The sequence below is a fragment of the Actinocorallia sp. API 0066 genome, from assembly GCF_020991275.1.
Classification (GTDB): Bacteria; Actinomycetota; Actinomycetes; order Streptosporangiales; family Streptosporangiaceae; genus Actinocorallia.
Window position 1 is genome coordinate 117473 of sequence record NZ_JAJLQY010000005.1, and the last position, 22406, is coordinate 139878.

Consider the following 22406-nt stretch of genomic DNA (forward strand, 5'->3'; position numbering starts at 1 on the left):
GCCGAGGCGGGGGCTCAACTTGGCTTCTGGTGCCTCGGGTGCGGGCTATTCGCCCTTGGCCTTGGCGATGATCTCCTGCGCGACGTTCCCCGGAACCTCGGCGTAGGAGTCGAACTGCATGGTGAAAACCGCCCGGCCCTGGGTCTTGCTGCGCAGGTCGCCCACGTAGCCGAACATCTCCGAGAGGGGCACGAGCGCCCGGACGATGCGCGCTCCGTGCGCCTCGTCCATGGCCTGGATCTGGCCGCGACGGCTGTTGAGGTCGCCGATCACGTCGCCCATGTTGTCCTCGGGCGTGGTGACCTCGACCGCCATCATCGGTTCGAGCAGCGTCGGGGCGGCGCGGCGCGCGGCCTCCTTGAACGCCATCGAACCGGCGACCTTGAACGCCATCTCCGAGGAGTCCACCTCGTGGTAGGCGCCGTCGAGCAGGGTGACCTTGACGCCCACCATCGGGTAGCCCGCGAGAACACCGAACTCGGCGGCCTCCTGACAGCCCGCGTCCACCGAGGGGATGTACTCCCTGGGGATGCGGCCACCGGTGACCTTGTTCTCGAACTCGTACCCGTCGCTGCCGCCGCCGATCGGCGCCAGCGTGATGATCACTCGACCGAACTGGCCGGAGCCACCCGTCTGCTTCTTGTGGGTGTACTCGACCTTCTCGACGGTCTTGGTGATCGTCTCGCGGTAGGCGACCTGCGGCCGTCCCACGTTGGCGTCGACCTTGAACTCGCGCTTCATCCGGTCGACGAGAATCTCCAGGTGGAGCTCGCCCATGCCCGAGATGATCGTCTGGCCGGTCTCCTCGTCAGTGCGCACCTGGAAGGACGGGTCCTCCTCGGCGAGCCGCTGGATCGCGGTGCCCAGCTTCTGCTGGTCGGCCTTGGTCTTCGGCTCGACGGCCACGTGGATGACCGGCGCGGGGAAGCTCATCGACTCAAGGACCACGGGGTTCTTGTCGTCGCAGAGCGTCTCGCCCGTGGTGGTCTGCTTGAGACCCATGACGGCGATGATGTCGCCGGCGCCCACGCGGTCGATCTCCTCACGCTTGTTCGCGTGCATCCGGTAGATCTTGCCGATCCGCTCCTTCTTGTCCCGAACCGAGTTCAGGACCGAGGAACCGGACTCCAGCACGCCCGAGTAGACCCGGACGAACGTGAGCTTGCCCAGGTGCGGGTCGGACATGATCTTGAAGGCCAGACCGGAGAAGGGCTCGTCCTCGCTCGGCTTGCGCGCGATGACGGTCTCCTCGTCGCCCATCTTGTGGCCCTCGATCGCCTCGACGTCCAGCGGGGACGGCAGGTAGCGGACGATGGCGTCAAGCAGGGGCTGCACACCCTTGTTCTTGAAGGCGGTGCCACAGAACACCGGGGTGAGCTTCGCGGCGAGGGTCGCCCGGCGGACGCCCGCGTAGATCTCCTCGATCGTCGGCTCAACACCCTCGAGGTACTGCTCCATGACCTCGTCGTCGTTCTCGGCGAGGGTCTCGATGAGGGCCGCGCGGGCCTCCTCGGCGGCGTCGGCGAGGTCCTCGGGGATCTCCACCTCGTTGTACATCTCGCCCAGCTTGGCCTCGGCGTTCCAGACCAGCGCCTTGTTCCGGACCAGGTCGACGACGCCCAGGAAGTCGGACTCGGCGCCGATCGGCAGCTGCATGACCAGCGGCACCGCGCTGAGGCGGTTCACGATCATGTCGACACAGCGCTGGAAGTCGGCGCCGGTGCGGTCCAGCTTGTTGACGAAGCAGATGCGCGGAACGCCGTAGCGGTCGGCCTGACGCCACACGGTCTCGGACTGCGGCTCGACACCCGCGACGCCGTCGAAGACGGTCACGGCGCCGTCGAGGACGCGCAGCGAGCGCTCCACCTCGACGGTGAAGTCGACGTGGCCGGGAGTGTCGATGATGTTGATGGTGTGCTCGACGCTCTCCACCGGCCACTTGCAGGTGACAGCGGCGGAGGTGATGGTGATCCCCCGCTCCTGCTCCTGCTCCATCCAGTCGGTGGTGGCCGCGCCGTCGTGGACCTCGCCGATCTTGTAGCTCATCCCCGTGTAGTAGAGGATGCGCTCGGTCGTCGTGGTCTTGCCAGCGTCGATGTGCGCCATGATCCCGATGTTGCGGACCTTGGAGAGGTCCACACCGGTCTTAGCAGCCATTGTGCTCGCGTCCTTGCTCTCGTGGGTTCAGCCGACCGCTGTTACCAGCGGTAGTGGGCGAAGGCCTTGTTGGACTCGGCCATCTTGTGGGTGTCCTCGCGCTTCTTGACCGAGGCGCCCAGGCCGTTGCTGGCGTCGAGCAGCTCGTTCATCAGACGCTCGGTCATCGTCTTCTCGCGGCGGCCGCGGGAGTAGGTGACGAGCCAGCGGAGCGCGAGCGTGGTGCTGCGGGCCGGCCGGACCTCGACCGGGACCTGGTAGGTCGCGCCACCGACACGGCGGGACTTGACCTCGATGGTCGGCTTCACGTTGTCGAGCGCGCGCTTGAGGGTGACGACCGGGTCGTTGCCGGTCTTCTCGCGGCAGCCTTCGAGCGCGTTGTAAACGATGCGCTCGGCGATGGAACGCTTGCCGTCCAGCAGGATCTTGTTGATCAGGCTGGTGACCAGCGGCGAGTTGTACACCGGGTCGGCGACCAGTACGCGCTTGCCCGCGGGGCCCTTACGCGGCATTAGCTCTTCTCCTTCTTCGCGCCGTAGCGGCTGCGCGCCTGCTTGCGGTTGCGGACACCCTGGGTGTCGAGCGAACCGCGGATGATCTTGTAGCGAACACCCGGCAGGTCCTTCACACGACCGCCGCGCACCAGCACGATGGAGTGCTCCTGCAGGTTGTGTCCGACACCCGGGATGTAGGCGGTGACCTCGATGCCACTGCTCAGGCGGACACGGGCGACCTTCCGCAGCGCCGAGTTCGGCTTCTTCGGCGTCGTCGTGTACACGCGGGTGCAGACGCCGCGGCGCTGGGGGCTTCCCTTCAGCGCGGGCGTCTTGGTCTTGGTCACCTTGTCCTGCCGGCCCTTTCGGACCAACTGCTGGATTGTGGGCACCGCTCTCCGTCTTCCTTCGTCGTACCGGGCCCGGTCTCCGCGACCGGGTGAGCACGGCTTGTCCGTGCTCTGTTTTGTATGCGCGAGTCACACCCGGAATTTCTCGTCCGCGCATAACCCTGGATCAGCGGCCCTCGACGAGCCTCTGACCTGCTGGTTTGCTTGTTCCGCCGACCCCCGCGGTCGGGCGTGTCGCGCCGACCGTGGCCCGCCCGGCCCCGAGGGGCCTGGACCTTGAGGATCGCTTGGAATCCACGTCGCGCCGCGGCCGCCAGATACGGACCCGCCGGAGCGCACGCAAGCGTGACCCGCGATGCCGCGGGCACGAAGATAGAGCGTACCCAACCCCTGAGACGAGGTCAAAGCGAATACGCCATTACCGGGTAAGGGGCGTCCGGCGCAACCTTCGCGGGGCCGAACCGCCGATGCCCTGGGGGAGGAACGGGCTGATAAGCGGGAAAAGTTCCGGAACGCCTGGATGAACGATAAGACCCGTATGTCCGGAGATCATACGGGTCTTCGCGTGATCCGTCACCGGGCGGGCGTGCGGGTGCCCATCCGGTGGCAAGAACGGCCCCGGCTCACCAGAGCGGGGCGAAGAACGCGACGAGGATCACCACGACGGCGACGAGCGCGACGAGGCCGAGCCAGATCCAGATCTTGTTGTCCGAACCCTCGGACTGCTCCTCCTCGGCGCCCCCCTGCGCGGCGGGCTGCTCGCCGTACTGCTGCTGCCCGTACGGCTGGCCGCCCTGACCCTGCTGGGCCGGTGCCTGTCCGCCCTGGCCGTAGGGCTGGTCGCCGCCGTACTGCTGGTGCTGGCCGTAGGGCTGCTGCCCGTACTGGCCGTACCCCGGCTGTCCCGGCTGACCCTGCTGGCCGTACTGCGGGGCCTCGCCCGGCTGGGCCTGCTGTCCGGGCTGGCCGTAGGGCTGCGCCTCGCCCTGGGCGGGCTGGCCGTACTGCTGGGCCTGGTCGCCCTGGGCGGGCTGGCCGAAGGGCGTCCCCTGGTCCCCCGGCTGGCCGTAGGAGCCGGGCTGGCCCTGAGCCTGCTGGCCGTAGGGGGAGGCGGGCTGGCCGCCGTAGGGCTGACCGTACTGGGCGGGCTGGCCGTAGCCGCCCGGCTGGTCGGGCTGGGCGTAGCCGTAGGGCTGCTGCTGGCCGTACGGCTGCTGGGGCTGGCCCGGCTGCGGGTAGGGCTGCGGCTGGCCGTACTGCGACGGCTGCTCGCCCGGCTGGCCGTACTGCGGTGCCTGGTCGGCGGGCTGGCCGTAGGACGGGGCCTGGTCGGCCGGGGGGCGGGCGTCGAACGCCTGGGTGGCGTCGGGGTCGGCCCCGGCCGGGGCGGCCGCCTGCTGGCGGAACGCGCTGGCGTCGAAGTCCAGCACCGTCTCGCCGCCGACCGGGGGCGCCGCCGGGTTCGGCTTGCCCCACGGCCGCTCGGGCTCGTGGACCGTCTCGTCCAGCGCCGGTTCGACGGGCGGCCGGTTGGTGACGAGCGGGATGTCGCCCGGGTAGGGCTGGCTGGACGGCGCGGGGACGTCCTTCCGGTCCGCCTCCGGCTGCGGCGTGCCGAGCCCCGGGATCACCGTCGTGGCGGGCGCCTCGCCCACGGGCGGGCGCAGGTCCTCGCGCTTGGGCAGCACCGTGGGCGCGGTGCCCCACGGGTCCTCCAGCTCGGGCGCCGGACGCTCCTCGGCGGCCCCGGGATCACTGACCGTCGGGTAACCCCCCGAGGCACCGGACCCGCCGAACCCCTCCCCCGACGGCCGCCCGTAGGCGGGCGCCGACGGGTAACCGGAAGGCTGCTCACCCGGAGCGGGATAACCGGGGGGCTGCTCGCTCTGAGCCGGGTAAGCCGGAGGCTGTTCCTGCGGCGCCGGGTAGGCGGGCGGCTGCTCGGCCGGGGTCGGGTAGGCGGGCGGCTGTTCGCTCTGGGCCGGGTAGCCGGGCGCGCCGCTCGGCGGGGCCCAGGCCGTCGGCGGCTGCGGCGCGGAAGGCCGTCCGGGCGCCTGCCAGCCGGACTGCGGCGGCTGCCCGTAGGAGGACTCTGCGGGCTGCCCATAGGGCGGCTCGGCGGGCTGCGGGGGCTGTCCGTAAGCGGGCTCGGCCTGCGGCGCGGCGGGCTGGCCGTAGGGCGACTCGCCGCCCTGGGCGGGCTGGCCGTACGGGGACTCCGGCTGCGGGGCGGGCGCGGCGCCGTAGGGGTTCGCGGGCTGGCCGTAGGGCGCGGGCGGCTGGCCGTAGGCGGAGGGCGCCGGGGAGCCGTAGGGGGACGGCTGCGCGTACGGGTCGGCGGGGGGCGGCGCCTGGCCGGACGGGGGCTCGGCGGGCGGGAAGCCCGGAGCGGGCTGGCCGTAAGGGGCGGCGCCCGGCTGCCCGTAGGGCTCGGCGGGCTGGGCCGGCGGCGCGGGCGGCTGGGCCGGGGGCCTCGGCGGGCGGAGCTGCGGGGCGCCGAAGACGACGGTGCGCTCCCCCGCGGGTCTGGTGGGCGGATCGATCTGGTCGGGAGCGCCGGTGTCGGGCTGGTCGGCCGATGCCGGCTCCTCCTGCGACGGCCACTGCGGGCCGCTCTGCTCGGTCATCGGTGGACTCCTTATCGGCTCTCGAATACCACACGACCAGTTCACAGAGTGCCCGGTGCGCCTGCATACGGCAAATCCCCCGGCCACCGGTCAAGATTTCTTCCGTCCCGATTGAGCAAAGATCTCCGCTTTGGGGCAGGCCGTTTCCGGGTAAGTAGGCTGCCGCCATGACTCGATCGCTGGTGATCAAAGTGACCGCGGGGGCCGACGCCCCCGAGCGCGCCAACCAGGCGCTGACGGTGGCCGCGGCCGCCGTCGCGAGCGGGGTCGGCGTGTCCCTGTGGCTGACCGGTGAGTCCGCGTGGTTCGCGGTGCCGGGCAAGGCGGCGGAGTTCCCGGCCCTGCCGCACGCGACACCGGTCGTGGACCTGCTCGGCATCGTGCTCGCCGGGGGCCGGGTGACGCTGTGCACGCAGTGCGCGGCGCGGCGCGACCTCACCGGCGACGACCTGCTGCCGGGCGTGCGGATAGCGGGCGCGCCCGCGTTCGTCGAGGAGGTCACCGGAGAGGGCGTCCAGGCCCTCGTCTACTGAGGGTCGTCGCGGGGCGGGTGGTGCTCGCGGCGCTCGATGTGGACCGCCGCCTCCTCGGCCGGACGGTCGTCGGGCGGCGGATCCGCCCGGCGCGCCTCCTCGCGGAGCCACTCGGTGATGCCGATCTCGCCCCGGTCCTCGTCGGTGATGACGCGGTCGCGGGGCGGGTCCTCCTCGTAGGCGCGCAGGAGGTCGATCTCGAACTGCTGGTCGTCGTCGCCCATGTCGGGCGGAACGGGCGGTGTCCGGTCCCGGCCGCCGCCCTCGCGCTCACGGTCCATGGCACTCCTCCCGGATCGCCACCCCTTGTCAGTCCATCTTGTCCGTTCGCGGGACAAGAGAGGACAAAGGAATAACGTCCGGGAGGCGCGGTTCGTGCCCGTCCGGTCAGGAGGAGGCCGGGAGGACCGCCCGCAGGCGCTCCTCCCGCAGGCGTCCCGCCCAACTGTCGTCGACCGGCTCCAAGCGGCGCTTGACCGCCCAGCCGAGCAGCAGATCGGCGAGACCCGGGTTGCGGACCAAAGCGGGCCCGTGCATGTAGGTGCCGACGATGTGGCCCGCGTAAGCGCCCTCGTAGCCGTCACCGTTGCCGATGCCGACCGCGACCCGCGCCAGCGGCTTCACGCTCGGGCCGAGCCGGGTGACGCCCTGGTGGTTCTCGAACCCGGTGATCATCGGCACGCCGAGCGCCGGATCCACCTCGCCCGCGATCTCGCCGACGGCCCGGATCTCGCCCCGGCCGCTGCGGATGTCGAGCAGGCCGACACCCTGGACGGGCTGGCCCTCCTCGCCGCCGAACTCGTGACCGAGCAACTGGTAGCCCGCGCACACCGCGAACACCGCCGCGCCGAACTCGACGGCCTTGTGCAGGCCGCCGTCCGCGCGCAGCCGCTGCGCCGCGAGGATCTGCGGCCGGTCCTCACCGCCGCCGAGCAGGTAGATGTCACCGTCCACGGGGACCGGCTCGTCCGAGCGGACCCGCACCGTCCGGGGGATGATGCCGCGCAGCCGGGCCCGCCGCTCCAGGACGATGACGTTGCCGCCGTCACCGTAGGTGCTGAGCAGGTCGGGGTAGATCCAGACGATCTTGATCTCTTCAGAGGGCACGGCCGTACCTCGTTCGGATGTTCTGGAAGGCTGTGTAGTTGGCGATCACGTCGAGCTTGCCGGGCGGCACCGCCAGGACCGCCTGCTCGATGTCGTCGACGACGCGGAAGTCGACCTCGGCGGCCTCCAGGCGGGTCGCGAGGTCGAGCCTGCGCTCACCCGTCGCCCACACCGGACGGCCCTTGAGGACGCGGTAGTCGACGTCCCAGAGCCACGAGGTGTCACGGCCGTCGGGGCCCTGCGCGTTGATCGACAGCGCGACCGGGCCCGGCGCGGGCTCCAGCACGTCGAACGCCTCCAGCCAGCCCGCCGGGTTCTTCGCCAGCAGCAGCCGGATGTCACGGCCCTGGAACTGGACCGTGGTGTACCGGCCCGCGACCGAGGCGACCCGGCCCAGCAGCGGCAGCGCCTGCTCCGGCGCGATCCCGAACAGGGCGACGACGGCCAGCGCCATCGCGCCGTTGGAGCGGTTGGCCCGGCCCGGGAGCTGGAGATCCAGGCCGTAGGTGTGGCCGCCGGGGGTCGTCACCCTGTCGCCGTGCAGGATCCAGTCCGGCTTCGGCCTGGCGAACGGGCACTGGCGGCACGCCCAGTGGCTTCCGTCGCGGTCGAGCGGCCCGCCGCACTCGGGACAGCACCAGGAGTCCTCCTTCCAGTGCTGGCCCACCGCGACCCAGGTGACCTTCCTGGCCGTCGAGGCGCCCCAGGTGACGAGCGGGTCGTCGCAGTTCGCCACGACGTGCGTGTCGGCGCCGTCCAGGGCCTTGCGCCACTTGCCGGCGAGCTGCCAGATCTCGCCCGCGCGGTCCATCTGGTCGCGGCTCAGGTTCATCAGGAGGACGATGTTGGCCTTCGTCTCGCTCAGGACCAGCGGCACGTACTTCTCGTCGCACTCCAGCACGCCGTACTGGGCGTCCGGCGCGGCGGCCAGCGCGCTGACGTGCCCGGTGGGCATGTTGGCGCCGAACGCGTTCGTGGCGACCTCGCCCAGGCCGCTCATCGCGCTCGCGATCAGCCTGGTCGTTGTGGTCTTGCCGTTGGTGGCGCTGACGAGGACGAGTTTGCGATCCGCGGACAGCCTGGTGAGGAGTTCGGGGTCGAGCTTCAGCCCGATCTTCCCGCCGATCACCGATCCGTCGCCTCGTCCGGCCAGCCGCGACATGCGCGAGGCGGTCCGCCCGAGGGCGACCGCCAGCTGCGACCGCAGCGGAAGATCACTCATCGCTTCTCTTTCCCCTATAAGCCCGACTCAGGCCGACTCTAGTGGCTGGCGCGGCCATTCCCGCCTCGTCGCGGGTAAACCGGCTACTCTCGCACGCTGGGTTACGGTACGACTACCGAAAGCGGCGCTGTGACCAACGCCGCACCACGGCGCCAGCCGCAGCTAGACATGCACGCCAAATGCCACATGTGCCGAGGAATCTTCCTTGCGCCCCTACCGGAGTGGGGGACAGGGCAGAATCACCGGGTAACGACGTGAAGAAGGGTTGAACGCCATGCGGTGTCCGTCCTGCGCCCTGCAGGCGTCCGAAGGGCAGGCGTCGTGTGCCCGTTGTGGCACCCCCCTTCCCGCCGCGTCGGACTCGTCCGCCCTCGCCGGCGCCTATGCCGCACCCACCAGCAGTACGGAGAAGACCATCCTCTTCGACCGCTGGCCCCCCATCCCCCCGGAGGGCGACCCCACCGTGACCACCTACGACGCCGCCGCCACCCCCCAGCCGCCGCGCCCCCCGTCCCACGACGTCCCCTCCTTCCCCCCTCCCCCGGCCCCCCAAGCCGCCGCTCCCCCCTCCCCCTTCCCGCCCGGAGCCGGTGCCCCCGGCGGCCCCTTCGGCCAGGGCGCACCGAGCGACCCCTACGGCTTCCCGGCGACCGGCGCGCAGAACACCCCGTTCACGCCTGGCGCGGGCGGCCCCTACGGCCAGGGCGGCGAGGCTGCCGGAGGAGGCGCGAGCGGCGCCCAGGGCGACGCCTTCGCACCCGGCGCGGGCAGCGGCCCCTTCGCACACAACACCCCGGGAACCCCCGGCGCCCCCTACGGATTCGCGGCGCCCGGCACACAGGGCGACCCGTTCGCGCAGGGTGCCGACACCGGCGGCCACGACGAGGCCGTCGGCGCGGGCGGCGGCCAGTTCGGCCCCAGCGGCGACGTGTACGGCAGCGGCCCGACCGGAGCCCAGGACGACGCGTTCGGCGCGGCAGCGGGCGGCTCCTTCGGCGCCGGACCCGCCGGACCGGGCACGGGCACCGGCTCGTTCGGTGCCGTAGGCGACCCGTACGGCAACAGCGGCCACGACGAGGGGTGGGGCACGGGCGGCGGCCCCTTCGCTCACGGCACTTCGGGAACCCCCAGCGACCCCTACGGATTCCCCGCGCCCGGCACGCAGAACGGCGCGTTCACGCCGGGCACGGGCACCCCCTTCGGCCAGGGCGGCGGCGCCGGGGCCTACGGCGAGCCGACCGGAGCAGGCGCGGGCGGCGGCCAGTTCGGCCCCGCCGACGGCAGCGGCCCGTTCGCCACCGGCGGCGACGTGTACGGCAGCGGCCCGGCCGGGGCACACGACGACGCGTTCAGCACGGGCACGGGCACCGGCTCCTTCGGACACGGCAGCCCGGCAACACCCAGCGACCCCTTCGGCTTCCCGGCACCCGGCACCCAGGACAACCCGTTCACGCAGAGCGCGGGCAGCGGCCCCTTTGGTACTGGACCCACCGGAGCAGGCACGGGCAGCGTCCCACTCGGAACCGGAGGCCATGACCAGGCGTTCGAGACGAACGCGGGTAGCGGCCCCTTCGGTACCGCATCCGCCGAAACGAGCACAAACAGCGCATTCGGAGCCGGCGCCAACGCCTACGGCGACAGCGGAACGCCCGACAACTCCTTCGGAGCGGGCACGAGCAGCGCGTTCGGGACGGGCGCGGGTAGCGGCCCCTTCGGAGCCGCGTCCGCCGAAACGGGCGCGAGCAGCACGTTCGGGGCCGGGGCCAACGCCTACGGCGACAACGCCAGCGGAGCGCCTGACGACTCCTTCGGAGCGGGTGCGAGCGGCGCGTTCAGGCCCGGGGGCAACGCCTACGGCGACAGCGCCAGTGGAGCGCCTGACGACTCGTTCGGAGCGGGTGCGAGCGGCGCGTTCGGGGCTGCGGGCGACGCCTACGGTGTCGGTACCGGCGGTGCGTCCGGCGACGTCTTCGGGGCGGGCACGGTCAATGGGCCGTTCGGGGCCGGGGGCGACGCGTACGGCAGCGGTGCGGCCGGGCGGCAGGACGAGGGGTTCGGGACGGGCGCCGGTAGCGGGCCGATCGGGGTCGGCGGGGGCGCGTCAGACGACGGGTTCGGACGCGGAGCGGGCGCTGGATCGTTCGGCGCCGGACCGGCCGGGACGGGCGCGGGTGACATCCCGTTCGGCGCCGGAAGCGACGCGTACGGCGACAACGCGGCCGGATCGCGAGGCGACGGCTTCGCCACCGGTACGGGCGGCACCTCCTTCGGACAGGGCACTACGGGCACGCCCAGCGACCCCTACGGATTCCCCGCGACCGGCGCGCAGGACGACGCCTTCGGCGCGGCGCCGAGCGGCACCTCCTTCGGACAGAGCGCTACAGGCACGTCCAGCGACCCCTACGGGTTCCCGACGACCGGGGCTCAGGGCGACGCGTTCGGCGCGGGCGGGTCGTACGGGCCGGGCGGCGACGCCTACGGCGGCGGCGCGGCCGGGGCTCAGGACGACGCCTTCGGCGCGGGAGCGGGCGGCACCTCCTTCGGACAGAGCACTACAGGCACGCCCAGCGACCCCTACGGATTCCCCGCGACCGGCGCGCAAGACGACGCCTTCGGCGCGGGGGCGGGCGGCACCTCCTTCGGACAGAGCGCTGCGGGGGCGGCCAGCGACCCCTACGGATTTCCGGCGGCCGGGGCGCGGGACGACACGTTCGGTGCGGGCGGGTTGTACGGGCCGGGCGGCGGCGGCGCGGGCGGGGTGCAGGGCGACGCGTTCGGTGCTGGGGTGGGCGGCGGCTCCTTCGGGCAGGGCGCTGCGGGGGCGGCCAGCGATCCTTACGGGTTCCCGGCGGGCGGGGTGCGGGATGACGCGTTCGGTGCGGGTGGGTTGTACGGGCCGGGCGGTGGCGGCGCGGGCGGGGTGCAGGGTGACGGGTTCGGTGCTGGGGTGGGGGGTGGCTCGTTTGGTGCGGACGGGGCGGGCAGGGCTCGGGACGACGGGTTCGGGCGGGGTGGCGGGGGGGTTGGGTCCGGGGCGGGTGGTGGCCGTGGGGAGACGTTCGGGGCGGGGCGGTATGACGGGGGGACGTTCGGGGTTGGGGTAGGGGCTTTGGGGGCGGGGGACTCCACGTTCGCGGTGCCTGCGGTGCCGCCGGTGCCGGCGGAGGATCCGGGGGAGGCCACGCAGTGGTGGACGCCGGCGATGGACGGGCCGTCCGGGGGGTCGCCGTTGCCGGGATCGGACGTGGTGGCGCCGGTGCCGTCCGGCGGCGTGGTGCCGCCGGTGGCCGGGGGCGGGGTTCCGGAGAACAGGGGCGAGCCGGTCGTGCCGGACTCCTGGTTCGCGGAGCCGGTGGGGCAGGGGCAGCCGCAGCCGCAGCGGCGGGAGGAGGGGCCTCGGGCCCCGGTGGTGCAGCCGCTTTCGGCGCCGCCCTCGCAGGCGCAGATGGCGCCGTACGCGCCTCCGCCGCCGCCCGGACGGCAGTACGTGCCCGAGCAGCCGCAAGGCGGGTGGGCCGGGGCCGGGCGTGACGAGCGCCCGTTGTGGGACCCGGAGGGTCCGCTGCCGATGACGCGGTCACACCGGTCGTCGTCGGGGACGCCGACCAGGCGGGGGAACAAGCGGCTGCTCGCCGGGGTCGTCGCGCTCGTCGCCCTCGCCGTCGCCGCCGTCCTTTTTGTCGTGTTCGACGGGGACGACGAGAACACGACGGTCGGGCCGCAGAAGACGAACACGCCGGTCGCCGAGGGTGCGGCCGCCGATCCGGGCGCGGCGAAGCAGGCGAAACGCGTCAACGCGCTGCTGAACTCCAGCTCGCGCAGCCGCACCCAGCTGGGCGGCGCGCTGGAGAACGCGAAGAAGTGCAAGAAGCTGCCGGAGGCGATCGCGTCGATGCAGCAGATCGCGCAGCAGCGCCAGCAGCAGCTCCAGCGGGCCGAGACGATCAAGATCGGGAAGCTCGCGCAGTCCGGGAAGCTGAGGACGTCGCTCGTGCAGTCGATGCAGCTTTCGCTGGACGTGGACAACGCGTTCCTGGCGTGGGCGAACCGGCATCAGGGCTGCAAGGGGAACACCCCGACGGACGATCCGGACTACGCGCGCGGCAACGACCTGTCGGCGCAGGCGTCGAAGGCGAAGAGCCGGTTCCTGTCCGTGTGGAACAAGGTGGCGCCCGCGCACGGCCTGGCCCGCAGGCAGCACTTCTGACACCCGGTGACGGGCAGGGGACGTTATGCCGGGCTCGCTCCCGCTAGTGTGAACTGCGACGTACGCCTGGGACAAGAACTCCCCCCTTGGAGAGCCCGCGATGCAGTGTCCGGAATGCCGGAGCGAGACCCCCGGATCCCTCGGCCGGTGCACCCGTTGCGACGCGCCGCTCCCGCAGGCCGACGAGGCGCCCTGGACGCCTCAGGTCGTGGGCGACCAGTGGCCGCCGGAGCCGTGGCGTCCGGATCCGGCGGTGCGTTCGTCGTGGCGGCCGCCGGAGCCCGTCGAGGAGGAGCGGCAGTGGCCGCCCGAGCCGCAGGCGGCGCAGTGGCGGGAGCAGCAGCCGGAGCGCGCCCCGTGGCCGGGGCCGGAGCGGTCCGATCCGGGGTGGGGCGGCGCGGGCCGTCCCGAGGCGTGGGGCGGGCCGCCGCCGCAGCAGCCGGTGCCGCCGCAGGAGCCGCCGCACCGAAGCGGCCAGGAGAACTGGATCCCCGACGACGGCCCGAGCTGGCGCGGCCCGCTGCTGGCCGGGCTGGTCGCGGCGCTGCTCACCGGCGCCGTCGTGGTGGGCTATGTGTTCTGGAAGGGTTCTGACGATCCGGGCGATCTGTCCCTCAACGGCGGCCAGAGCACCTCGCGCACGGACACCCCGGACGGCGCTGAGAAGCCCGAGGACGGCGGCGCGGCCCAGGGTGACGCCAAGACCCAGGCGGCGACCGTCGACGACCTCCTGGACGTGATGACCGACAGCAGGGCCAAGCTCGCCACGATCACGTACACGTGCGCGAACAAGGACGCCGACATCGAGACGTTCTCGAACGCGATCGAGGAGCGTGAGGGCCAGCTCGGGGAGGCGGCCGACCTGGACCTGTCGGCGCTGCCGAAGGGCGCCGAGGTGAAGGCGGCGCTGCAAGGCGCGCTCCAGGCTTCGATCGACTCCAACAAGGAGGCGCTCGCGTTCCTGAAGGACGAGGACGGCTGTGACGGCGACGCCGGCACCCGGCTGAAGGACGCCACCGACAGGGCGACGGCCACCAAGCGCACCTTCCTCGACCTGTGGAACCCGATAGCCGAGGAGCACGGGCTGTCCGCCCGCACGCGGGACAAGATCTGACGCCGGTGGGCGCGTGGGCACCCCTGCCGGGGCCGTGGATCCGGATCGAGGCGGTGCTGGCGGCGCAGCGTCCCTCCTCCGCCGAGTGGGACTTCCTGACGGTGCTGCCCGCCGTGCTGTCGGCGGCGCAGCGGAGGCGGCCGTTCGCCGTCGGGTGGCTGTCGCGCGGCGGCGGGGTGCCGCTGGAGCTGGTGACGAACGCGGTGTCGGGTGACGGCGGCCCCCTGTTCCCCAACGGGGCGCGCGGTAGGCGGCGCGGCGAGGAGTGGCTCACCGAGGCGTCCCGGCTTGTGTGGAAGCGGTGTCCGGGCAGGCAGGCGCCACCGCTTCCGTCGGCGGGAGCCGAGGGCGCGACTCTGTTCGAGTCGATGCTGGTGACGCTGCTGGACCGCCCGTTCGGCTGGCTGGTGACGGCGGTGCCGCGCCCGGAGGCCGAGCTGGACGACGAGGTCCGGGCGCTCCGCCACGAGCTGCGGATGGCCCGCCGGGACGAGCAGGGCGGCGCGGAGCGGGTCGAGCGCAGGCTCGCGGAGCTCGACGCCTACCGCGAGGGCGGCCTGTGGGACGTCAGGGTGCTCGCGGGCGCGGCGGACGCCGCCGATCTGGAGCGGGTCGCGCCCGTCCTGGTCGGCTCGGTGGAGCTGGGCCACCACCCGTACCGGCTGCGCACGGCACGCTCGATCCTGACGCTGGGCGAGGCGCTGTCGGGCGAGGAGGAGGGTTTCCCGTTCGGCGCGACGGCTGGCGTCCTGGCGCCGCTGGCGGGCCTGCCCCGGCGCGAGGTGCCGGGCGTGCGGGTCCTGGACGCGGGCTTCTTCGACGTCACCTCGGAGACGCCGGGGGGCGGCCTCGTGCTCGGCGACATCCTGGACGGGCGGGACAGGCCGGTCGGCTCGTTCGGCGTGCCGCTGGAGACGCTGAACCGGCACGCGTTCGTCACGGGCGCGACGGGTTCGGGCAAGTCCCAGACGGTGAGGCACCTGCTGGAGCAGTTGACGGCGGCGGGCGTCCCGTGGCTGGCGATCGAGCCGGCCAAGTCGGAGTACGCGGCGATGGCGGGCCGGATCGGCGCGCCCGTCACGGTGGTGAACCCTTCGGATCCGGCGGCGGTGCCGCTCTCGGTGAACCCGCTGGCGCCCGAGCCGGGCTATCCGGTGCAGGCGCACATCGACATGGTCAGGGCGCTGTTCCAGGCGGCGTTCGCGGCGGACGAGCCGTTCCCGCAGATCATCGCGCAGGCGCTCCAGCGGGTGTACGAGGAGTGCGGCTGGGACGTGGTGACGGGTGAGGGCAGGCCGGGCGGGCGCGTCCCGCCTGCGGTGCCGACCTTGGAGCAGCTCCAGCGGGCCGCCTTGGCCGTCATCGACGACGTCGGCTACGGCAAGGAGCTGATGGCCGACGTGAAGGGCTTTGTGGACGTCCGTCTCAGGTCGCTGCGGATCGGGTCGGCCGGGAGGTTCTTCGAAGGCGGCCATGACGCTGACATCGGCGGCCTCCTGCGCGACAACGTGGTGCTCGCGATCGAGGACGTCGCCAACGACGAGGACAAGGCGTTCCTCATGGGCACGCTCATCATCCGGGTCGTGGAGCACCTGCGGATGCGGGCGCGGGAAGAGCGGGCGCCGGGCCTGCGGCACGTCATCGTCATCGAGGAGGCGCACCGGCTGCTACGGCACCGTGAGCACGCGAGCGCGCACGCCGTCGAGCTGTTCGCCGGGCTGCTGGCGGAGATCCGCGCTTACGGCGAGGGCATCGTGGTGGCCGAGCAGATCCCGGTGAAGCTCATCCCTGACGTGGTCAAGAACACCGCGTTGAAGATCGTGCACCGGCTTCCGGCGTTCGATGACAGGCATGTGGTGGGCGCGGCGATGAACCTGGACCCGGACCAGTCGCGCGAGGTCGTCTCGCTGCGTCCGGGCGTCGCGGCGGTGTTCGCGGACGGCATGGACCGGCCGCTGCGGGTGCGGATCCCGCACGGCGAGCACCGGGAGCGGCGGATGCCGAGCCCGCCGCCGCCGATCGCGGGCCGCCGCTCGGTGGCGTGCGGTGCGGAGTGCCGTTCGGGCCGCGCCTGCTCGCTGCGGGAGCTGCGCGAGGCGGAGCTGCTGGCGACGGCCGCCGAGCAGGCGTGGCTGCGGCTCTGGACGGACGTGCTGGTGCTCGCCCATCTGGTGAACCGGCCGCTGCCGTCGGTACCGGCGGAGTTGGAGCGCGCGTGGGGAAGGCTCGCCCCGCGCACCCGCGAGTGCATGCTGGCGACCGTGGTGGACCACACCGTGGGGCGGCGCGCGCGGGCGTTGCGCGCCACGTTCAATCCGTTGGACCTGACGGTGGCCGTCACCTCGGCGGCGGGCCTGCTCCTGGCCGGAAAGCAGGCCGTTCAGGGCGGCCCCGGGTTCGTCATCCCTCAGGTGCGCTGGTTGCACGAGGTGGACAAGCTTCTGCCTTTGGACGCTCCCGAGCTGGACCCCCACGCGCTCGCGCCTGCGCTGGACTATCCGCTGCTGTCCCTGAAGGGCAGGTCGCCGGACGCGAAGGTGGGGCAGCGGCTGCGTTCGCTGCGCCGTCATCCGCTGTCGATGTATCTCCCGACGAACCGGCCGCCGGCCCTCACCGCGCTCGTCGGCGACGCGCCGGACCCTTTTGAGACGGACCTCGACACCGTCTCGGTGGGCCTGCCTCCGGAAGAGCACCTGGACCGGCTTACCGAGGCGCTGGGCACGCCGTGGCTGCCCGCCGTGCTGTCGTGGCCGACCCGGCACGTCACCCCGCCGGAGGACGAGGCGCCGGGCCACTCCACGCACTGATCCGTCAGGCCCGTGGGTTCTCTGTCGGCTCGGACTCCAGCGGCGTCGCGGTCGGGAGGGTGGCGATGCCCGGGTTGGCGTCCACGAGGTGGATGGTGTTGGCGTGGGTGAAAACCATCGCGGTGGGCGGAAGGTCCTGGAGCTGGCGGCGCTCGGGGCGCAGCTCCCGGGTGGGCTGGGGGGTGGGGGCGTCCGCGACGGTCCGAGGCCACGGGCCGGTACGGATCGCGTCCAACAGGGCCGGGCTGGGTTGGGTGGGCACCGCGATGGGCGCCGTCAGTGCTTGTTCGGCCCGCTTACGTCGCGCGTAGGCGATCGTCGAAGGGTAGGGGCCGGTGGGTTCCTCGGGGGTCGCCTTCTCCGTGAGTTCGGCGAGCAGGAGACGCCTGTCCGCGCCCAGGTAGGCGGCCGCGGCGGCCGCGTCGTCGGCGTTGCCGAGGCGCATGAACCCGACGGCGGCGTTGCCCCGGCCGAGCCGCTCGCGCACGTGCGGCGGGATCGTCCGGTACAGCAGGACGAGCCCCGTCGCGGTGGTCTCGCACGCGTCCGTCAGCCGGTCCAGGACGTCGCCGCGCAGCTTCTCCGCGCCGCACAGGAAGACGGTGTGCCCCCACGGGTGCTGGGTCGGCGACTGCCTCAGCAGATGCGTGACGACCGTCGTGACGTACGTGCCGAGCACCTTGTTGGTGAGCACCCCTGCCTTACGGTCGAGCGAGATCACCTTGAGCCGCGCCGGAGGCAGGTGGACGGCTTCCGCGCCGAGGTCGTCCAGCTTGTTCAGCTGCGACTCCAGCGTCCAGGCCCGCTCCAGCACGACGCGGTCGGCGGCGGTGCGGCCGAACAGCGTGGTCAGCCTGGCGAGTTCGGCCTCGGTGAGCAGGCCCGCGCGCAGGTCGTCGCGCGGGTCGCCGACCTGGGCGAGGGCGCGTAGGGCGGCGGTGATCCTTGCGATGCGCGGGGTGCCGCCCAGGACGGACACGACGCGTTCCAGGATGGAGTTGTCGATGGACGTGTCCCGTACCGTCGACTCGGCTTCGGTCGCGTTCACGACGACCGAGAGCACGTCCGCGAGGGCCGACGGGGAGAGCTGGGCGCCCAGGTCGAACCTGCGCAGGTCGGCCGGTAGGACCCAGACGAGGGGGTCGTCACCCGCGACGCGCAGGAGGTCGCGCGCGACGGCGCCTTCGGAGAGGTCGAGGACCGTCACCTGGGAGCCCGCGGCGAGCCTTGCCGCGCCCATGAGCGTCACGGCCGCCGACCAGCCCGCGAGGGTGCCGCCCGCGACGTCGATCCTGTCGACGCCGGGCGGGACGGGCACGGGGTGCCACTCGCGCTGTGCCTCGTAGGCGGCGCGCTGCTCTTCCCAGCGTTCGCGGGCGCGGGTGTAGCCGTCCTCGGCCTCGGCGCGACGCTGCTCGATCCTGGCGACCTCGCGGTCGCGGCGGGCCCGGTCGGCGCGGCGGCGGATGCGCATGGCCTGCTCGCCCTGCCAGATGGCCCAGCCGGTGATGCCCGCGATGACGGCGCAGGCGAGCAGCCCGACGAGCGCGAACGGCCAGTGCAGCCAGCCGAGCGCGGTGAGCGCGACGAGCAGCACGGCGCCCGCGCCCGCCCCGGCCGCGGTGTACTTGAGCGGCCGGTTGAGCAGCGTCTCGCCCTCGTACCGCTCGGCGTCCTCCCGCCAGGTGGGCTTGGCGTGCACGTGCGGCGCCGGGGGCCTGGGCGCAGGACCCGGGTCGGGGTGCGCCAGGTCGTAGCGCCAGCCGACGAAGAGCCGCTCCATAACCGTGCGGTCCACCTCATGTCGTCCACGTCCGGGGCCCCTCCGTGTCGCGGGGGCTCCTTACCCCGCGGAGGTTTTCCACTGGTGACAGCGTAAGAAGGTTGCCCGTCTTCTGCCCGGAGTTCAACGGAACAGGTCGGTAGCCTTTATGCCAAGTCGGACACAAACCGCCAAACCGGGCTAACGGGATGATCGTCCGACTGGCCGATGACGGCCGTGCCGCGTCACCGCGTCAGCAGCGCGGTGCTGACCGCCGTCCCGAGGGTCGCCGACGCCTGGTTCGCGACGCCACCCTTGTCCTGCTTGGCGAGGTCACTGCGGTAGGCCATCGAGAAGACGAGCAGGTTGCCCGAGATGTGGATGTGGCTCCAGGTGTAGACGCGCTTGTTCCCGATCTGCTTGACGCCGCTCCCCTTCTTCGGCTCGATCAGATACGGGTACCGCTTCGCCCGCTTCACCGTCTCCGCCGCGCCCGCCGTCCGGATCGGCATGATCACGACCGTCACGACGGCGCCCTTGCCGGGGCTCGCGTACACCGCGCCCCTGAAGTTCCCCCTGCACGGGTTCTTCGCCAGCACCTCCTTGAGGGTCTCAGGCGAGATCTCCGAGCACTTGCCCTGCGCCGTGCCCGCCCGCCGGAAGACGCCGTCCGAGGTCCGCAGGCTCACCTTGAGGACGTTGCCCGGCACCTGGCGCGGCGCGCCGCTCGGCGGCGTCGGGACCTCCAGCGGCGGAACCGTCACCTCGGGAAGGGGCGGGAGCGACGGGACGTCGACCGTCGGCACCTCGATGGCCACCGGCGGCGCGTCCACGTCCACACCCCGCTTGCCCTTCTTGCCGCCGAGACCGACGACGGCGCCGACCACCACGAGCAGCACCGCCGCGACAACACCGCCGACGATCAGCAGCGGCTTCTTCCCGCTCGGCCGCACGGGCGGCGGAGGCGGCGGGAACCCGCCCTGCCCGAACGGCGCCGGCGTGCCCGGCGGCGGCGGATACCCGCCCACCGCGAACGGCTGCGGCGTCCCCGGCGGATGGGCGAACGGCGCGCCGGGCGCCTGCGCGAACGCGGGACCCGGCACGAACGGCTGCGGCGCGCCGGGCGGCTGGCCGAACGCCGCGTCCGGGACACCCTGCGGCTGCCCGAAGGCGAACGGCTGCGGTGTGCCGGGCGACTGCCCGAACGCGGGCGCGCCCGGCGCCTCGGCCCCCTGCGCGAACGGCGGCTGGCCGAAGGCGGGGCCCGGAACGCCCGGGGGCTGGCTGAAGGCGGGGCCGGGAGGTTGGACGGCGAACGGCGGCGGCGTGCCCGGCGGCTGCCCGAACGCGGGCGTGCCCTGCGCCTCGGCCGCCCGCGCGAACGGCGGGGGCGTGCCGGGCGGCTGCCCGAACGGCTGCGCGGCGTCGGCGGGGGGCGGCGGGACTGCCTCGGCGGCGGGCGCGGCACCCGGCTGGGCGAAGGAGGGCGGCGCGCCCTGCGGCTGACCCGGCTGTACCAGCGGGGTGCCCAGATGCGTCTCGTCGCCCGCCTGCGGGGGCGGTTCCTGCTGGTACTGGAACGGGTCGTGGTTGCCGGCGTTGGCCATACGAACGCACTTTACCTTTTGTTGGTGTCCGGCCCCACCCGCCTCACACAGAAGGGCCCCACGACGCGGTGAGCGTCACGGGGCCCTTCGACGAACGGTGGCCCGTCCGGCTAGATGGCGACTTCGAGGCCGGCGATCGCACCGGTCTCCGCCGTCACCGACGAGTCCACGCTGACCCCGCCCGGGGCCAGAACGCGGACGGTCCAGGAACCGTCGGCGGCGAAGAAGCGGAACACACCCTCCTCGCTGGTGACGACCTCGGCGGTGAACTCACCGCTGGCGTCGAGCAGGCGGGCGTAGGCACCGGACACCGGGGAGCCGTCGCGCAGGACGGTTCCCTGGATGACGGCCTCGTTGGCGAGGTCGACGGTGGCCGGAAGGTGGGCGGTCTGGGCAGGGGCGGCGCAACCCTGGGTCATGATGTTTCTCTCCCTCTGTGATTCCGGACGGGGGGAATCAGGTCTTACTTGGCGGCGCCGAGCTCGATCGGCACGCCCACCAGCGAGCCGTACTCGGTCCAGGAACCGTCGTAGTTCTTGACGTCGGGCAGGCCCAGCAGCTCGCGCAGCGCGAACCAGGTGTGCGAGGAACGCTCGCCGATCCGGCAGTAGGCGATGATCGGGTTGTCGAGGTTCACCCCGGCCTCGGTGTAGAGCTCGCGGAGCTCCTCGTCCGACTTGAAGGTGCCGTCGTCGTTCGCGGCCTTCGACCACGGGATGTTCGCGGCGGTCGGCACGTGGCCGGCGCGCTGCGCCTGCTCCTGCGGCAGGTGGGCCGGGGCCAGCAGCTTGCCGCTGAACTCGTCGGGAGAGCGGACGTCGATCAGGCCCTTGGTGCCGATCGCGTCGACGACCTCGTCGCGGAAGGCGCGGATCGCGAGGTCCTGCTCCTTGGCCTCGTAGGAGGTGGCCGGGCGGGTCGGCACGTCGGTGACCAGCTCGCGGGAGTCCAGCTCCCACTTCTTGCGGCCGCCGTCGAGCAGCTTGACGTTCTCGTGGCCGTAGAGCTTGAAGTACCAGTACGCGTAGGCCGCGAACCAGTTGTTGTTACCGCCGTACAGGATCACGGTGTCGTCGTTCGCGATGCCCTTCGACGACAGGAGCTGCTCGAAGCCGACCTTGTCCACGAAGTCGCGGCGGACCGGGTCCTGCAGCTCGCTCTGCCAGTCGATCTTGATCGCGCCACGGATGTGACCCTTGTCGTAGGCGGAGACGTCCTCGTCGACCTCGACCAGCACGAGGCCGGGAGCGTCGAGGTTGGCTTCGACCCAGGCGGCGTCCACCAGGACGTCGTTGCGGCTCATTACAGAACCTCCTCAGAGTTCTTCTTCTTCGGTGAAACACGCTTGATGAGCAGAAACATCTCGCACCCGAGGCAGAACCCGAACGCGGCGTTCAGGAACGCCGCCCCGAGGGCGAATGCGGTGGCTGCGATCCCCAGCCACGAGATTCCCAGGCTGTATCCGGCCACGCCCACCAGCGCGAACGCGAGACCGACACCCTGCGCGAAACGCGGCGGTGCCTCGTCCTCGAGTTCACCCGGCGGGCCCAAGCGCGGCCGTACCAGGCGGGCGAAGACCAGCCCGTACGGATGGTGACGCAGTCCGAAGAAGACTCCGATCGCGAACACCACGGCCTGAGCGGCGAGCAGCACCCAACTTCCGGTGATGAGCACCGCCACCAGGACGATCGAGGTGAGCGCAGCAGTGAACCGCTGACCTCTGGGGTCGACTTTCATGACGGATTTCGCTCCCTCAGGAAGCAGAAGTGCGGGCGCCTGGACGGTGCGAGAGGAAAAAGACCTTCCCCTCGCGACAGCGGCTGCGGCTGTTCTCAGGCCATGCGACAGAGCGCTGTCGCGACGCGGCAGTAATCGACCGCCCGCCGCTTCGTCAGCATCTGCTCTGTCCAGTAACGCACGGACACGATGTTACGAGCCTTGCCGCCGCCTGTCACCCCCGTCTCGTATGACGAGACGGTTACCTCGCGGTTAGAAGATCGTTTCACCTGCTCAAGTCCGTCACACCCGGCCCAGTACCGCGATGACATCGGCCTTGCGCGGCTGTCCCGACGCACGTTGCACGATCGAGCCCGCGCCGTCCAGGACGAACACGGTAGGAGTCTTGAGAACGCCGAGCTCGCGGACGAGGTCCAGGTGCGCCTCGGCGTCCACTTCGACGTGCCGCACACCCTCGACCATGCCCGCGACGTCCTCCAGGACGCGCCGGGTCGCCCGGCACGGCGCGCAGAACGCGCTGGAGAACTGGAGCAGGGTGGCCCGCTCGCCGAGCTCGAACTCCCAGGCGCGGGGCTTGTCCGCGGCGTTCTGCGCCTTCAGCCGTCCGGTCCGCCGCTGCCAGACCAGCCCGAAGACGGTGGCCGCCGCGAGCGTCGCGGCGGCGGCGATGAGACCGGTCATA

At 72.4% G+C, this 22406-nt stretch carries 18 protein-coding genes; 4 read left to right on the forward strand and 14 right to left on the reverse strand.

Annotated elements, in window-relative coordinates; translation table 11 throughout:
* Positions 1–45: 45 nt before the first annotated feature.
* The 4 genes from fusA to LO762_RS14265 form a co-directional block, all read right to left on the reverse strand.
* Entirely contained in the window at positions 46–2157 is a 2112-nt protein-coding gene (gene fusA / locus LO762_RS14250; RefSeq protein ID WP_230615142.1) for an elongation factor G, read from the reverse strand.
* Between the two features lie 41 nt (positions 2158–2198).
* Positions 2199–2669 carry a 30S ribosomal protein S7 gene (rpsG, locus tag LO762_RS14255; protein WP_230615144.1) on the reverse strand — a complete coding sequence of 157 codons (471 nt, stop codon included), beginning with the start codon at positions 2667–2669 and terminating at the stop codon, positions 2199–2201.
* Positions 2669–3043 carry a 30S ribosomal protein S12 gene (gene rpsL, locus LO762_RS14260; RefSeq protein WP_123669978.1) on the reverse strand — a complete coding sequence of 125 codons (375 nt, stop codon included), beginning with the start codon at positions 3041–3043 and terminating at the stop codon, positions 2669–2671. The genes rpsG and rpsL overlap by 1 nt, the downstream gene beginning before the upstream one ends.
* A gap of 581 nt (positions 3044–3624) precedes the next feature.
* A complete protein-coding gene (locus LO762_RS14265) occupies positions 3625–5628 on the reverse strand; it encodes a hypothetical protein (protein WP_230615146.1) in 2004 nt (667 codons plus the stop codon).
* Positions 5629–5795: 167 nt separating this feature from the next.
* On the opposite strand from LO762_RS14265, the gene LO762_RS14270 reads away from it, so the two are divergent.
* Positions 5796–6161: a DsrE family protein gene (locus tag LO762_RS14270; protein WP_230615148.1), complete on the forward strand. Its 366-nt coding sequence runs from the start codon at positions 5796–5798 to the stop codon at positions 6159–6161.
* Here LO762_RS14270 and LO762_RS14275 read toward each other — a convergent pair.
* The 3 genes from LO762_RS14275 to LO762_RS14285 all read right to left on the reverse strand — a co-directional run bounded on the left by LO762_RS14275 (position 6155) and on the right by LO762_RS14285 (position 8490).
* Positions 6155–6442, reverse strand: coding sequence for a hypothetical protein (locus LO762_RS14275; protein ID WP_230615150.1), 288 nt, complete (start codon positions 6440–6442; stop codon positions 6155–6157). The two genes, LO762_RS14270 and LO762_RS14275, sit on opposite strands and share 7 nt — an antisense overlap.
* A gap of 106 nt (positions 6443–6548) precedes the next feature.
* Positions 6549–7268: a type 1 glutamine amidotransferase gene (locus tag LO762_RS14280; protein ID WP_230615152.1), complete on the reverse strand. Its 720-nt coding sequence runs from the start codon at positions 7266–7268 to the stop codon at positions 6549–6551.
* Positions 7258–8490, reverse strand: a complete 1233-nt coding sequence (locus LO762_RS14285; protein ID WP_230615154.1) for a Mur ligase family protein — start codon at positions 8488–8490, stop codon at positions 7258–7260. Before LO762_RS14285 ends, LO762_RS14280 begins: the two co-directional genes overlap by 11 nt.
* 274 nt (positions 8491–8764) lie before the next feature.
* Here LO762_RS14285 and LO762_RS33095 point away from each other — a divergent pair, with 274 nt between their 5' ends.
* The 3 genes from LO762_RS33095 (at position 8765) to LO762_RS14310 (ending at position 16618) form a co-directional block, all read left to right on the forward strand.
* Positions 8765–12697 (forward strand): hypothetical protein, encoded by a 3933-nt coding sequence (locus LO762_RS33095; protein ID WP_304523652.1) that lies wholly within the window; start codon positions 8765–8767, stop codon positions 12695–12697.
* A gap of 100 nt (positions 12698–12797) precedes the next feature.
* Entirely contained in the window at positions 12798–13811 is a 1014-nt protein-coding gene (locus LO762_RS14305; protein ID WP_230615162.1) for a hypothetical protein, read from the forward strand.
* A gap of 5 nt (positions 13812–13816) precedes the next feature.
* Positions 13817–16618, forward strand: a complete 2802-nt coding sequence (locus LO762_RS14310) for an ATP-binding protein (RefSeq protein WP_308103888.1) — start codon at positions 13817–13819, stop codon at positions 16616–16618.
* Positions 16619–16622: 4 nt separating this feature from the next.
* Here LO762_RS14310 and LO762_RS14315 read toward each other — a convergent pair whose 3' ends face one another.
* The 7 genes from LO762_RS14315 to LO762_RS14340 form a co-directional block, all read right to left on the reverse strand.
* The gene (locus LO762_RS14315) at positions 16623–18416 is read right to left on the reverse strand and encodes a hypothetical protein (RefSeq protein ID WP_230615164.1); all 1794 of its coding nucleotides are present in this window, start codon (positions 18414–18416) and stop codon (positions 16623–16625) included.
* Positions 18417–18625: 209 nt separating this feature from the next.
* Positions 18626–19987: a hypothetical protein gene (locus LO762_RS14320; RefSeq protein ID WP_230615166.1), complete on the reverse strand. Its 1362-nt coding sequence runs from the start codon at positions 19985–19987 to the stop codon at positions 18626–18628.
* 110 nt (positions 19988–20097) lie between these two features.
* Positions 20098–20406 (reverse strand): DUF1416 domain-containing protein, encoded by a 309-nt coding sequence (locus LO762_RS14325; RefSeq protein ID WP_230615168.1) that lies wholly within the window; start codon positions 20404–20406, stop codon positions 20098–20100.
* Between the two features lie 44 nt (positions 20407–20450).
* Positions 20451–21290: a sulfurtransferase gene (locus LO762_RS14330; protein ID WP_230615170.1), complete on the reverse strand. Its 840-nt coding sequence runs from the start codon at positions 21288–21290 to the stop codon at positions 20451–20453.
* On the reverse strand, positions 21290–21724 hold the full coding sequence (locus tag LO762_RS14335; protein WP_230615172.1) for a DUF4395 domain-containing protein: 435 nt from the start codon (positions 21722–21724) through the stop codon (positions 21290–21292). The genes LO762_RS14330 and LO762_RS14335 overlap by 1 nt, the downstream gene beginning before the upstream one ends.
* 95 nt (positions 21725–21819) lie before the next feature.
* Positions 21820–22035, reverse strand: coding sequence for a putative leader peptide (locus LO762_RS33900; protein WP_374201557.1), 216 nt, complete (start codon positions 22033–22035; stop codon positions 21820–21822).
* Positions 22007–22405, reverse strand: coding sequence for a thioredoxin family protein (locus LO762_RS14340; RefSeq protein WP_230615174.1), 399 nt, complete (start codon positions 22403–22405; stop codon positions 22007–22009). The genes LO762_RS33900 and LO762_RS14340 overlap by 29 nt, the downstream gene beginning before the upstream one ends.
* Position 22406 lies beyond the last annotated feature (1 nt).